13 protein-coding genes are annotated in these 13104 nt (G+C 40.0%); 6 read left to right on the top strand and 7 right to left on the bottom strand.

Annotation, left to right across the window (positions count from 1 at the left end; all coding sequences use genetic code 11):
- Positions 1-10: 10 nt before the first annotated feature.
- The 5 genes from trpD to trpA are packed head-to-tail and all read left to right on the top strand — an operon-like array spanning position 11 to position 4420.
- Positions 11-1021 (top strand): anthranilate phosphoribosyltransferase, encoded by a 1011-nt coding sequence (trpD, locus tag CPRO_RS12490; RefSeq protein WP_066052434.1) that lies wholly within the window; start codon positions 11-13, stop codon positions 1019-1021.
- Positions 1022-1034: 13 nt separating this feature from the next.
- Positions 1035-1817, top strand: coding sequence for an indole-3-glycerol phosphate synthase TrpC (trpC, locus tag CPRO_RS12485; protein ID WP_066052432.1), 783 nt, complete (start codon positions 1035-1037; stop codon positions 1815-1817).
- Positions 1814-2425, top strand: a complete 612-nt coding sequence (locus CPRO_RS12480; RefSeq protein ID WP_066052429.1) for a phosphoribosylanthranilate isomerase — start codon at positions 1814-1816, stop codon at positions 2423-2425. Before trpC ends, CPRO_RS12480 begins: the two co-directional genes overlap by 4 nt.
- 17 nt (positions 2426-2442) lie before the next feature.
- The gene (gene trpB, locus CPRO_RS12475) at positions 2443-3633 is read left to right on the top strand and encodes a tryptophan synthase subunit beta (protein WP_066052426.1); all 1191 of its coding nucleotides are present in this window, start codon (positions 2443-2445) and stop codon (positions 3631-3633) included.
- On the top strand, positions 3626-4420 hold the full coding sequence (gene trpA / locus CPRO_RS12470) for a tryptophan synthase subunit alpha (protein WP_066052423.1): 795 nt from the start codon (positions 3626-3628) through the stop codon (positions 4418-4420). The genes trpB and trpA overlap by 8 nt, the downstream gene beginning before the upstream one ends.
- A 262-nt stretch (positions 4421-4682) precedes the next feature.
- On the opposite strand, the gene CPRO_RS12465 is transcribed toward trpA, so the two are convergent.
- The 3 genes from CPRO_RS12465 to CPRO_RS12455 are packed head-to-tail and all read right to left on the bottom strand — an operon-like array spanning position 4683 to position 6307.
- Positions 4683-5147, bottom strand: coding sequence for a low molecular weight protein-tyrosine-phosphatase (locus tag CPRO_RS12465; RefSeq protein ID WP_066052421.1), 465 nt, complete (start codon positions 5145-5147; stop codon positions 4683-4685).
- Positions 5144-5956, bottom strand: coding sequence for a nitrilase-related carbon-nitrogen hydrolase (locus CPRO_RS12460; protein ID WP_066052418.1), 813 nt, complete (start codon positions 5954-5956; stop codon positions 5144-5146). The genes CPRO_RS12465 and CPRO_RS12460 overlap by 4 nt, the downstream gene beginning before the upstream one ends.
- 15 nt (positions 5957-5971) lie before the next feature.
- Positions 5972-6307, bottom strand: coding sequence for an arsenate reductase family protein (locus CPRO_RS12455; RefSeq protein WP_066052415.1), 336 nt, complete (start codon positions 6305-6307; stop codon positions 5972-5974).
- Positions 6308-6539: 232 nt separating this feature from the next.
- Here CPRO_RS12455 and CPRO_RS12450 point away from each other — a divergent pair, with 232 nt between their 5' ends.
- On the top strand, positions 6540-7295 hold the full coding sequence (locus CPRO_RS12450; RefSeq protein ID WP_066052412.1) for an exodeoxyribonuclease III: 756 nt from the start codon (positions 6540-6542) through the stop codon (positions 7293-7295).
- 75 nt (positions 7296-7370) lie between these two features.
- Here the strand turns inward: CPRO_RS12450 and CPRO_RS12445 are convergent, their stop codons facing one another.
- From CPRO_RS12445 to CPRO_RS12430, 4 genes are all read right to left on the bottom strand, one after another.
- Positions 7371-9053, bottom strand: a complete 1683-nt coding sequence (locus CPRO_RS12445) for a carbon starvation CstA family protein (protein WP_066052409.1) — start codon at positions 9051-9053, stop codon at positions 7371-7373.
- A 42-nt stretch (positions 9054-9095) separates the two neighbouring features.
- Positions 9096-9596: a DUF8052 family protein gene (locus CPRO_RS12440; protein WP_066052406.1), complete on the bottom strand. Its 501-nt coding sequence runs from the start codon at positions 9594-9596 to the stop codon at positions 9096-9098.
- Between the two features lie 414 nt (positions 9597-10010).
- A complete protein-coding gene (gene htpG, locus CPRO_RS12435; RefSeq protein WP_066052403.1) occupies positions 10011-12029 on the bottom strand; it encodes a molecular chaperone HtpG in 2019 nt (672 codons plus the stop codon).
- 120 nt (positions 12030-12149) lie between these two features.
- Positions 12150-12605 (bottom strand): DUF5721 family protein, encoded by a 456-nt coding sequence (locus CPRO_RS12430; protein WP_066052400.1) that lies wholly within the window; start codon positions 12603-12605, stop codon positions 12150-12152.
- Positions 12606-13104: the final 499 nt, after the last annotated feature.

Below are 13104 nucleotides of genomic sequence, written 5' to 3'. Positions count from 1 at the left end.
GTGAATTTTTATGATAAAGAAAGCAATGAAACTGGCCATGGAAAAACACAATATTTCAACAGAGATGGCGGAAGAGGTAATGAATGAGATCATGTCGGGAAGTGCTTCAGAAACTGAAATGGCGGCATATTTGACAGCTCTTCGCATGAAGGGAGAAACTATAGACGAGATTACTGCAAGTGCAAAGGGAATGCGCAAAGCCTGCACCAGACTACTCCACGATAAGGACGTTCTAGAAATTGTGGGTACCGGGGGGGATGAAGCGTTTACCTTTAACATCTCTACCATTTCAGCTTTTGTGATTTCAGCGGCGGGGGTACCTGTTGCAAAGCACGGCAATAGAAGCGTTTCCAGCAAATGCGGAGCGGCAGATGTTTTGGAGAGCTTAGGTGTAAACATTGCCGCGGAAATAGATGTCATGACCAAATGCCTTGAAGAAAATAATATCTGCTTCATGTATGCTCAGAAATATCACCCATCTATGAAGTTTGTAGCACCTGTGAGAAAAAGCTTGGGGGTGAGAACAATTTTTAATATTCTTGGCCCCCTTGCAAACCCCGCAGGGGCAAATATGGAGTTGATGGGGGTTTATGATAAGGCACTGGTTCGCCCTCTCGCCCAAGTTATGTTGAATCTGGGAGTCAAGGCGGGAATGGTGGTTTGCGGCGATGATGGTTTGGACGAAATCACCATGACAACCACAACAACAGCCTGTGAGATACGAAACGGAAAGTTAAAAAGCCGTGTGATTGACCCTGAGGATTACGGTTTTACCTATTGTCAGCCATCAGAGCTTGTAGGTGGTAATCCTGAGGAAAATAAGAAAATAGCCTTGGATATTCTTTCTGGGAAGGAGCAGGGGGTAAAACGGGATGTGGTGCTTTTGAATGCAGGGGTTTCCCTCTATATTGCAGAGAAATGTCATACCATTCAAGAGGGGATTCAGATTGCAAAGGAAATGCTGGAAAGCGGCAAGGCAATGGAGAAGCTGGAAGTCTTTATTCAAGCAACGAACCGATGATTGGGGGGAGAATATGATTCTGGATGAGTTGGCAAACAGTGCACGAAAACGTATAGCGGAACAGAAAAAAAGGTTTTCCTTGGAGGAAATGAAGGAGCTTGCTAAAAGCAATAACACAAATACTCCCTTTGCCTTTGAGAAAGCCTTGCGAAAAGAGGGTCTTGCTTTTATTTGTGAGGTGAAAAAAGCAAGTCCTTCCAAAAGCATTATTACACAGGACTTTCCTTATTTGGAAATTGCAAAGGAGTATGAACAAGGGGGAGCAGACTGTATTTCTGTCCTGACTGAGCCTACAAAATTTCTTGGGCGAGATGAGTATCTGGCTGAAATCAGTAAGCAGGTGAAAAGCCCGCTTTTGCGAAAGGATTTCACGGTGGATGCGTATATGATTTATCAAGCAAAAGCCTTGGGAGCTTCGGCAGTTTTATTGATTTGTGCTTTGCTGGAAACCGATACATTAAAGCAATATATAAAAGTCTGCGACAATTTGGGTTTGAGTGCCCTTGTGGAGGCTCATGATGAAACAGAGATTGCTTCAGCGGTAAAGGCGGGAGCAAGAATCATTGGTGTGAATAACCGAAATTTAAAGGATTTTACTGTTGACATTCAGAACTGCGTTAGACTGAAAAGATATATCCCAAAGGATGTAATTACCATCGGGGAAAGTGGCATAAAAACTGCGACAGATATTGCAAAAATAAGAGACGCAGGACTGGACGCCGTCTTGATTGGGGAAACCCTAATGCGGGCAAACGATAAAAAGAAAGAGCTGGAAGCTCTGAAAGGAGAATTATGAATATTAAAATATGCGGTTTGAGCCGAGAAGAAGATATTACAATGGCAAACACATATAAGCCTAATTTCATTGGGTTTGTGTTTTACCCACCAAGTGCAAGATATGTGTCCCCTGAAAAAGCTGCTCAGCTAAAGGGTAAACTGGATTTGGGTATCAGTGCAGTTGGCGTATTTGTAAATGAGGAGATTTCTCTGATTGCAGACCTTTGCTCCCAAGGAATTATTGATATGGTTCAACTTCATGGAGATGAGGATGAGGATTATATCCGTCAGTTAAAAGAGGTTGTACAAAATCCCATTATAAAGGCGGTGCGGGTAAAAAATGCAGGGGAGATTTTGGCGGCGGAAAAACTTCCTTGCGAGTATTTATTATTAGATACTTACCGAGAGTACAATTACGGTGGTAGCGGAGAGGCCTTTGACCATAGAGTGATTCCCCCTATCAAAAAACCATATTTCCTAGCAGGGGGATTAAATGCCAGTAATATGGGCAAGGCGGCAAGAACCTGCAAGCCCTTTGCCTTTGATGTGAGCAGTGGTTGTGAAACAAATGGATATAAGGATGACAGAAAGTTTATGGGTGTGGTAGCCCTCGCAAAGCTACTATAAGAGGAAGGATTGATTATATGAAAGAGAAACAAGGCAGGTTTGGAGAGTTCGGTGGACAGTTTATACCTGAAACTTTAATGAACGCAGTGATTGAGCTTGAAGAGGCTTATCACAAATACAAGGGTGATCCTGAATTTGTGGCAGAGCTGGAGGATTTATTGAGTAACTTTGCGGGGCGCCCTTCAAATCTTTATTATGCAAAGCATATGACAGAGAAGCTTGGTGGTGCAAAGATTTATTTGAAGCGAGAGGATTTGAATCATACTGGTTCCCACAAAATCAATAACGTTTTAGGGCAGGTGCTCTTGGCAAAGAAAATGGGAAAGACAAGAGTTATTGCGGAAACAGGTGCAGGTCAGCATGGTGTTGCAACGGCAACAGCCGCGGCACTGATGGGGTTGGAATGCGAAATTTATATGGGAAAGCACGATACTGACCGTCAAGCCTTAAATGTGTATCGTATGGAGCTTTTGGGCGCAAAGGTGCATTCCGTTACCAGCGGAACGATGACCCTGAAGGATGCAGTAAACGAAACTTTTCGGGAGTGGACACAAAGAATTGATGATACCCATTATGTTTTGGGTTCGGTAATGGGGCCTCATCCGTTTCCGTTGATCGTGCGTGATTTTCAGGCGGTGATCAGCAAGGAAATCAAGGAGCAGGTGCTAGAGAAGGAGGGCAGATTACCTGATGCTGTTCTTGCCTGTGTAGGTGGAGGGAGCAATGCCATGGGAGCATTTTACAATTTTATTGAGGATAAGGAGGTGCGGCTCATTGGTTGTGAAGCGGCGGGAAGAGGTGTTGACACAAAGGATACCGCCGCAACCATGGCTACAGGCAGTGTTGGTATTTTTCATGGCATGAAGTCTTATTTTTGTCAGGATGAATATGGTCAGATTGCTCCTGTTTATTCTATTTCAGCGGGGTTGGACTACCCAGGGATTGGGCCTGAGCATGCTTATTTAAGAGATGCAGGCAGAGCAGAATATGTTCCTGTTACTGATGATGAGGCGGTGGAAGCCTTTGAATATCTTTCAAGAATTGAAGGAATCATTCCTGCAATTGAAAGTGCCCATGCAATTTCCTATGCAATGAAGCTGGCACCTACCATGGGGAAAGACCAAATCATAGTAGTAAATGTTTCGGGGCGAGGGGATAAAGATGTGGCGGCGATTGCAAGATACAAGGGGGTTGAGATTTATGAATAAATTGACAGCACAAGACTACATAGACAAAGCGTTTTCCAAAGGAAAAGCATTCATTCCCTTTATTACTTGTGGTGACCCGGATTTGGAAACCACAGAGAAGCTGGTTTATGCTATGGAGGAAGCTGGGGCTGATTTGATTGAACTGGGGATACCTTTTTCCGACCCAGTTGCCGAAGGCTTGGTGATTCAAGAGGCCAGTCAGCGGGCTTTAAATTGCGGTACTACAACAGATGAAATTTTTGCAATGGTTAAGAAAATTCGAGAAAAATCTAATGTACCCCTTGCCTTTATGACCTATGCCAATCTTGTGTTTACCTATGGTCTGGACAGATTTCTTTTGAAATGTAAGGACTGCGGTATCTGCTGTGTCATTCTTCCTGACATTCCTTTTGAGGAAAAGGGAGAAATGGGGGATAAATTTCAGGAATACGGAGTTAAGCAGATTTCTCTCATTGCTCCCACATCTAAACATAGAATCAGTAAAATTGCGGCGGAGGCAGAAGGGTTTGTTTATTGTGTTTCGTCTTTGGGGGTTACGGGAACCAGAAATGAAATTACAACAGATGTTGGGGCAATGGTGGCAAGGTTGAAAGAGATTAAGGATATCCCCTGTGCCATTGGCTTTGGCATTTCAAACCCTGAAACTGCTGCGGAAATGAGTACGGTTGCCGATGGTGTTATTGTGGGAAGTGCAATTGTGAAAATGGTGGGAGCTTATGGGAGAGAATGTATAGAGCCTGTATCTGAATTTGTTAGGACTATGAAGGCCGCTATGGGGCAGTATTAATTGAAGATTTAGAGGTGACGTTATTTATCTAAATAAAAACGTGGTATAAATCTATAGATAATAAAATGAGGAGGCAACGGGATAAAAACCGCATGCCTCCCAAATTTCAACTTTGTTTAAAAAGAGTTGATATTAATAGAAATACTTATATTTCCGTGATATTTTTTTATTGTGATGTTACGGAAGCTGTTATGGGTATTTATAGTCTCCATATGATAGGCAAAAGGCTTTTTTATCCCAGAGGTTAATATGAATCGTTACATCAATTCAGTTCATTTTTCAAAGCAAATTCTAGAAAAGCTTCCAGTCCCTCCAAAATATCCGTATGGGTAATATCGAAATCTCCTGAATACCAAGGGTCAGCAATATCTCTGGGGCGCTGTGAGAAATCCAAAAGACGATATACTTTCTTTTGAGGGTCATGCCCTAAGATTCTCATTATATTTTTTGTGTTATAGGCCTCCATTACCAGCAGATAATCAAAATCAACATAGTCCTGTTTAGTCACTTGCCGAGCTGTTTTTCCACTGCAATCTATTCCCAAAGAGTTTAGTTTTTTCTTTGCTGGGGGATAGACAGTATTACCGATTTCTTCTCGACTGGTGGCGGCGGAGGCAACATAAAAATCTTGATTTAGCCCCTTTTTTATCAACATATCTCGAAATAGAAATTCTGCCATAGGGGAACGACAGATATTTCCATGGCATACAAATAATACACGAATCATATGGAACTCCTTTCTCCATTTACGTTTATCATAAGCTGTTGATACAGCTCAGGCCGTCGGTCAGATTTTAGAGGGAATTTATTTCTACATTGAAGGGCTTCCTCACAAGAAATATCAAAGGTTGTAAGATTGGTTCCATCTTTTGCTTGGGCAAGTATTTTTCCACGTGGGGAGATTACCATGCTATCGCCAAAATACGCAAGGCCACCACCGGTGCCTGCCCGATTTACACCCACCACAAAGGCTTGGTTTTCGATGGCCCTTGCTTTTAATAGAATTGACCAATCTTCTTTACGAGATACAGGCCAGTTGGCAATGACCACTAATAAAGTGCTTTGCTTAGAGGCAATCTGAAAAATTTCAGGAAACCGCAAGTCATAGCAAATGAAGGGTGACAAGGTAAAATCTTTTATTTGGCAGAAAGCCAGCGTGGTTCCTCCTATATAAAATTCCTTCTCGGTACCAAAAGAAAAGGGGTGGATTTTTGCATAGTTAGCCAGAAGTTCCCCTGTGGCAGATAGGATGACACATTGATTTTCAGCTTTTTGGGAATCCACAATAGGCAGGCCGAAACAGATTGCCATGTGATGCAAGATAGCTTGTTGTTTGAAAAATTGAATGGTCTCACTGGTTTCAAAAGCTTCCCCCAATTCCTTTATGTTTACGGTAAAACCTGTTAAGGTCATCTCGGGGAATACCATAAAATCCACGTTTTCTTTTGCACCAGTAAGAATCATTTCCTGGCAAAGCGTTCTTGCATATTGTTTATGTTCAAAGCCCATATCTATTTGAGCCAGACCGATACGCATCAGCTTCGCCTCCTCTTAACTCCATTCTTTCCATACATCGGGACAGTAGCCTAATGTAAAATCCTTTCCGTTTCTCACAATGGGAGTCATAAAAAGAACAGGATTTTCCAACAAGGTGCCCTCCCGTTTACTTTCATCAATATAATCCATAAACAAGGTTTGATATGCTTTTGCTTTGCGGTCAATCATATCCTCCAGTGGAATACTCCTCTTTGCAGCTTCAAAAACGCTTTTACTCATTCCGAATTCATGAATGTTAATATATTGGTAAGGTATTTTTCTCTCTTTAAAATAACGTTCTGCTTTTTTTGTGTCAAAACTCTTTTGGGAGCCATAGATTTGTATATTCATCATGAACACTCCTTTCCATCTATTCTGATTTTAGTTGAAATTAAGATAAGATACAAGCTAAAGGATATGCAAAACAAAAGAAAGTATTATATTTAATGAAAGGGGGTTTTGGCATTTTAATTTGTTGAAAAAAAACTTCTAATTATGTTAGAATTGAAGGGTGTCAAAAAGTATCAAAAAATGTAGTTAGAAAAATATAGATTTGATTCGTAAATTGAAAGGGAGTGTTTCAATGAGGATGATTTCATGGAATGTGAATGGCTTGCGTGCCGCAGTTGGCAAAGGCTTTATGGAATATTTTAAGGAAGTGGATGTAGATATTTTCTCATTACAGGAAACAAAGCTTCAAGAGGGGCAGATAGAATTAGATACAGAGGGGTATTTTCAATATTGGAATTACGCTCAGAAAAAGGGCTATTCCGGAGTTGCTGTATTCACAAAAAAAGAGCCTTTATCTGTTTCTTATGGGTTGGGCCATGATGCCCATGATACCGAGGGAAGAGTAATTACACTAGAGTTTGAGGAGTTTTATCACATTACAGTGTATACACCGAACTCTCAGCAAGAAAATGCAAGGCTTGATTACCGTATGGCGTGGGAGGATGCTTTTCGGGGGTATGTTTCCGATTTAGATGAGAAGAAGCCTGTGATTATCTGCGGTGATTTAAATGTTGCCCATAATGAAATAGACCTGAAAAATCCCTCTTCTAACAGACGCAGTGCAGGATTTACTGATGAGGAAAGAGGGAAGTTTACCCAGCTGCTAAGTGCCGGTTTTATTGATACATATCGCTTCTTTTATCCTGATGCAACGGGTAATTATTCTTGGTGGAGCTACCGTTTTAATGCAAGGAAAAACAACGCAGGTTGGCGCATTGATTATTATGTTGTTTCTGAAAGACTGAAAGAGAGGCTTGTGGATGCAAAGATTCATAGTGATATTATGGGTTCGGACCATTGCCCTGTGGAGCTAGCGATTAAGCTATAATAAAATGACACATAAGAAGAAGACCCGTGAATCCACGGGTCTTTTATCATCTATATTTTATAGCATAAAAGCAATTTATGCAGTTTTCTTTTTACCAAAAATAACACGGCATCCTTCAATCGCCAAGTCAATTGCCAGAGCAATCAATAAAACGATGAATAGAATTTGCAAGCCTTCCGTTGAAAGAGTTGCAGTTCCAGCAGAAAAGGCAACCACGTTTTTAATTAACGTAATAACCAATGCGCTTAATGTTGCAATAAGCATAAAAATCATTGGAAATATAAACATTTTATTATTCTTGCCGATATTGCCTAACCAAGCAGCAGCAGCCAAGAGAGCCAGCGCCGCTAAGAGCTGATTGGCTGAACCGAACAATGGCCAAATTTTAGCATAACCGCCGGCTGCCATGATACCACCGATGATAACAGTAACAAGGGTTGCAAAATAAGGATTTGCACAAACCTTTTTAAAACCTGTTAATGTTTTTGGATCGGTTCCTTCGGGAATAAAGAACTCTTGGAACATATATCTTGCCAATCTTGTTGCTGTATCCAAAGAAGTGAGACAAAAAGCGGATACTGCCAAAATGATGATAGCATATGCCACATTATAAGCGGATTCCAAACCGATGGCAGCAATCATGGATGCAATACCTGTGGCAAAAACCTGGGTAGGCGTTCCATTGGGCATTGCACCATCAGCAAAAAGAATGCCCACTGCAATTAAAGAGATGACTGCCAAAGCACATTCAATTAACATGCCACCGAAGCCAATAATTTTGGCATCTTTTTCTGAATTAAGCTGTTTGGAAGTTGTACCAGAACCCACCAAGCTATGGAAGCCGGAAATAGCACCGCAGGCAACGGTGATAAAGAGCATGGGGAACAAGGAGCTGTTTCCGTTAATCCCCTGAAAGCCAGTGAAGGCGGGCAGCTCAATAGCGGGATGACTTCCAACGATACCCACAACAGCTGCAATCATCATGCCATATAGAAGGAATGAATTTAAATAATCTCTGGGTTGGAGCAAAATCCAAACCGGCGTAACAGAAGCAACAAAAATGTATATTAAAATAAGGATTAACCAAGTAGTTGCTGATAAATAAATGGGGAAATTTAAACCAATGGCAATACATGCGATAATGGCAATAATACCTACAACAGTTGCCACACTAAGAGGTGCGTTTTTACGATAGACCAAAGCACCGAAAATAATTGCAATAATGATGAATAATACCGAAATTGTTGCTGTGGAGCCATTTGCCGGAACGATGTCACCCTCTGGTGTAAAGCCGTTAAAGGTTCCAACAACGATACTTGCAAAAGCTGCAACAACCAGGAGTAAAGTTAGATAAGCAAAAATTAAGAACAGCTTTTTCGCTTTTGCACCGACGTTTTGTTCAATGACATGACCAATTGATTTTCCTTTGTGGCGAATTGATGCGAAAATTGAAGAAAAATCTTGAACAGCACCAAAGAAAATACCGCCAATGAGGATCCAAAGCAATACAGGAAGCCAACCAAAAATAGCTGCCTGAATGGGGCCATTAATGGGACCTGCACCTGCAATGGAAGCAAAGTGGTGACCCATTAATACAGGGGCTTTTGCAGGGACATAGTCCACACCATCCTGTTGTGTGTGTGAGGGTGTTTCTTTTGAGGGATCTACCCCCCATTGCTTTGCCAGCCAGCCGCCGTATGTAATGTAGCCAATAACAAGTACAGCAATAGAGATGATTAATAATAACAATGAATTCATAAATATCCTCCTTTCCAAGGAAATGCATTAAAATATAGATGATTAAGATAAAATATTTTGCAGCAACGGCAGGAGCTCTTTTCCCCTGTGATTAGAATAGACCTTTCCGTTGCTGAGGTCTACCGCAGCGATTCTAAGGTACATCCATCCATGTAAGGAAAACAGATAGGTTTTATGGTAGTTGGTTTTTTTTATTTGCTGAATGATTTCATCTGGGAGCAAATCTGAAATTAAAATTAAGGTAACGTAGGAATACATATGCTCACTATGGGGCTTAATCTGTGCTAGGCCAAGTTGTAAGACCTCTTTTTTTAAGGAAATAAACCCTTCCGTATTCGGAACATCGGCAAAGGCGAAGTATGCATATTCGTTCATTTCCGTTGCCCAAAGCTTTGCTGCGCGCACCAAAACATATTTTTCTGAGCGTGAGTGGAACTGCGCAACAGCAGGAAATTGGCTGGAACCAAGGGCAACATCATATTGGATATCGAAAAAAGCCTCATAGGACGGCATAAGCTTTTGTAAGAAAAGTTCTTTTGTCATAGGTCACCTCGGAATGCATTGTATTGTTTTATATTAGTATACTCCTACGGCAAGTGGTATTACAACTTGGAAGTGGCTTTTCGATTTAATTCAGCATCTTAAGAGTCGGGAGAGGAGAAAAGAAAAATAGAATGCCATTTTTTTACAAAAAAATTAACGGTAGATTGATAAAAAATATGCAATATTCATAACGATTTTGTATCTTAAAAAAAACGATTAGATATTTTGATAAATGAATAAAAAAATAGTAATAATATTTAATTTGCTTGAATCGATTTGTTACTACAAAATCTCCAAAAAAAACTCCCTAAAAACAGAACTATCACATACAAGTCATTAGTTGGGAGGCAATTTCCTCCGTTAATGAAGTGTATCGGTTTGTTTTAGGGAGTTTATTTTATTTTCTAATTTAAGTTACCTTCCTGCTTCAAGGGAAGAAAGTTTTTCTAACAAAATATTACTACGATCAATGAAGCTGGTCATTTCTTCGGATGTCAAGGGGCGATGGCTCATCAATGCCAAGTCGTAAACATGGCGGGAGAGCATTTCAACGTCCTCTTTCTTTTCCTCTTTTTCACTCATATCCAACAGATTTTTTACAAGGCCATTGGAGCGATTGAGCACTAAGGTTTCCTCCGGCTTCACATCTGCAAACATTGCTTTTAATTCAGTGGCATTCCCATATGCCTCCATCATCTCCAGCATACGACGGGATTTTTCGCTTAAAAGAAGCATGGCGGAAATACTTTCGGCTTTCAAATCTTCCACACTTACTTTCAGGGAATCGTTTTGCAAAAGCCCACGGAAGAAAGCTTCCATTCGTGTGTTTGTATGTTCTTCAGCTTGTTTTTTAGCCTCAGAGATTTCCGTATCCTCTTTTTTCTGTAAGGTTTCAGAAATGTCTGCATCAATACGCTGAATAGAGACTCCAGTGTTTTTGTACTCCAAGAAAGATACAAAGGGTTTGTCAACAGGGGTAGAGAGAATAGCCGCTTCCAGACCTTGCTCCTTAAACAGACGAATATACTGTGCCTGTAAATTTTCGTCAGAAACAAAGAACAGCTTATTTTCATGCTTTTCTTTATTTTTTTCTAAATATTCGGGAAGAGTTTCGTATACGCCGTCAGTGGTTTTGAACAATAACGCATCCTTCACTTTGTCATAAAATTTCTCTTCTCTCATACAGCCATATTTAATGAAAACACCAATATCATTCCAGAAGCTTTCGTAAACGGAACGTTCATTTTTGAAAAGCTGAGTCAGCTTATCTGCAACCTTTTTTGTAATATAGGTGCTCATTTTTTCAACATAACCATCATTTTGCAAAGCACTACGGGATACGTTTAGGGGCATATCGGGGCAATCCAAAACGCCTTTTAATAGGAGGAGAAATTCTGGCACAACCTCTTTGATATTATCCGCAATATATACTTGGTTGGCATAGAGTTTAATTTCTCCATCCATCACGTCCATATGCTCTACAAGCTTAGGGAAATATAAAATTCCTTTTAGGCGGAAGGGATAGTCCATATTCAAATGAATCCAAAACAAAGGGTCATTCATATCAAAAAATACCTGGTGGTAAAAAGCCTTATATTCCTCATCCGTACAGTCCTTAGGCTGTTTTTGCCATAAAGGGGTGGTATCGTTCAAAGGCTTAGGATCTTCATTATCCTCAGCTTTTTTTGCTTCCAGCTTTTCTAAAGCATCTTCTTTGGTGAGGTTTTCTGCCTCTTCAGGAGAGATATGGATAGTATTAGATTCTTTTTGTTCAGCTTCCTTTTCTGCTTCTGTTGATTCTTTTACAATATCAACAAAAATAGGTACCGGCATAAAGGAGCAATATTTGCGAAGGGCAGCATAAAGGGTGGATTCTTCTAAAAATTCTTTGCCATCCTCACCTAAATAGAGGGTAATGGTGGTACCTCTTGTTTCTCTGTTGCCAGCGTCCATTTCATAATCAATACCACCTTCGCAAAGCCATTTTGCCCCTTGAGCTTCCGCTTGATAGGAAAGGGTATCAATCTCTACTTTATCTGCAACCATAAAGGCGGAATAAAAACCCAATCCAAAATGGCCGATGATTTCATTTTCTTGCTCAGCCTTTTCTTGGAATTTCGCAAGAAAATCTGTAGCTCCGGAAAAAGCGATTTGGTTAATGTATTTTTTGATTTCATTTGCAGTCATACCAATTCCATTGTCAATGATTTGCAGGATATGAAGGTCTTGATTTAAAACAACATGAATTTCAAATTTTTCGTCCTCAGGGATTTCTGCTTCCCCCATGCGTGCAAGTTTTTGCAGTTTTGTAACGGCATCGCAGGCGTTGGATACCAATTCTCTGACAAAAATATCTTTGTCAGTATAGAGCCACTTCTTAATAATGGGCAGGAAATTCTCACTGTTAATAGACAGATTTCCTTTTTCGTTCATTTCGCATAACCTCCTAAAACAAAGATTGTTTGTAGCATGTATCACACATTGTAATTTTAGCCAATTGAGCAGAAAAAGTCAATAAAAAATTAGCACTCGGATTAAATGAGTGCTAACAATTTATGTTTCAATTTGTATTGGTATTTCATGCTTTTTGAAAAAGCTTATAATATCTTCATCCCATTGCTTGGTTGCTTTTTGCTCTAAGGAGAAGGTCTCCTCGGTAATGGAGGTGGTGCACAAGAGGGTGCCTTCTCGAAACAGAAGATTTAAAAAAACTGCTTTTGCATTGGGGTATCTTTCAATTTTCTCCTTTGGAAGAGAAAAAACCAATTTCATGCTTTTCGGAAGACGTTTTCCTTTTACCGTTTCAAAAACAAAGGGTTTGATGTCCGCCCAAAGACAAAATGGCTCGGTGTCATCTTCCGTCAGGAAGCTTTCCTCTTTTTTGCCATTTATGGTGAAGGACGCAAAGGAGTAAATCTCCCCTTGGCGGAAGGTGAAGTGGTCAAAAACATCCCCTTTTAATAAATATGCCATCAATTTTTTAGTATCAAAAACGGTAAATGCTAACATGATTGTTCCTCCCGAAATATTTTTGAAAAGGATTTAAAATACAATTTTCAAAAAGTGAAAAAGTTTATGTTTATATGGTTAGATAAATAGTCTCATTAAAATTTTCGTATTCCTAATGTTTGTTTTATTCTACTATGAAAAGTTAGAAAAAACAAATAAAATGATGCCGGCAGGCAGTCAGGCAAATTTTATTTGGAAATGAATTGCGTTTAAAGACAGGCTATATTATAATATTATAATTATGACATGGGGATGAATCATTTTAGCTTAAAATGGGGAAATGACCTGTTTGGTCCATTGGTAATAAGAAACTGTTGAGTTATTTTGTGTATACTTCTTGAGGGAAGTTTTTATTTGGACGGATTCATAACTTGGAAAAATCCCTAATCAAGTTGTATGCCAGCATGAAACAGTGCTTTTTTGCTTAAATTTTATAAGGGTATCCATTGGCACAATGATGTTTGAAATGCGAAAAAATGGGAATCCTTTATTGAAATGT

It is taken from the genome of Anaerotignum propionicum DSM 1682 (assembly GCF_001561955.1).
In the GTDB taxonomy this organism is placed as follows: domain Bacteria; phylum Bacillota; class Clostridia; order Lachnospirales; family Anaerotignaceae; genus Chakrabartyella; species Chakrabartyella propionicum.
Note: the sequence above shows the minus strand (reverse complement) of the source record. Positions and strands in the feature narration are given on the sequence as shown.

Coding starts and splice junctions, on each gene's coding strand:
- trpC (WP_066052432.1), top strand. CDS start 1,035: ATGATTCTGGATGAGTTGGCAAACAGTGCACGAAAACGTATAGCGGAA.
- CPRO_RS12440 (WP_066052406.1), bottom strand. CDS start 9,596: ATGACAAAAGAACTTTTCTTACAAAAGCTTATGCCGTCCTATGAGGCT.
- CPRO_RS12480 (WP_066052429.1), top strand. CDS start 1,814: ATGAATATTAAAATATGCGGTTTGAGCCGAGAAGAAGATATTACAATG.
- CPRO_RS12450 (WP_066052412.1), top strand. CDS start 6,540: ATGAGGATGATTTCATGGAATGTGAATGGCTTGCGTGCCGCAGTTGGC.
- htpG (WP_066052403.1), bottom strand. CDS start 12,029: ATGAACGAAAAAGGAAATCTGTCTATTAACAGTGAGAATTTCCTGCCC.
- CPRO_RS12430 (WP_066052400.1), bottom strand. CDS start 12,605: ATGTTAGCATTTACCGTTTTTGATACTAAAAAATTGATGGCATATTTA.
- trpD (WP_066052434.1), top strand. CDS start 11: ATGATAAAGAAAGCAATGAAACTGGCCATGGAAAAACACAATATTTCA.
- CPRO_RS12455 (WP_066052415.1), bottom strand. CDS start 6,307: ATGAATATACAAATCTATGGCTCCCAAAAGAGTTTTGACACAAAAAAA.
- CPRO_RS12445 (WP_066052409.1), bottom strand. CDS start 9,053: ATGAATTCATTGTTATTATTAATCATCTCTATTGCTGTACTTGTTATT.
- trpA (WP_066052423.1), top strand. CDS start 3,626: ATGAATAAATTGACAGCACAAGACTACATAGACAAAGCGTTTTCCAAA.
- CPRO_RS12465 (WP_066052421.1), bottom strand. CDS start 5,147: ATGATTCGTGTATTATTTGTATGCCATGGAAATATCTGTCGTTCCCCT.
- CPRO_RS12460 (WP_066052418.1), bottom strand. CDS start 5,956: ATGCGTATCGGTCTGGCTCAAATAGATATGGGCTTTGAACATAAACAA.
- trpB (WP_066052426.1), top strand. CDS start 2,443: ATGAAAGAGAAACAAGGCAGGTTTGGAGAGTTCGGTGGACAGTTTATA.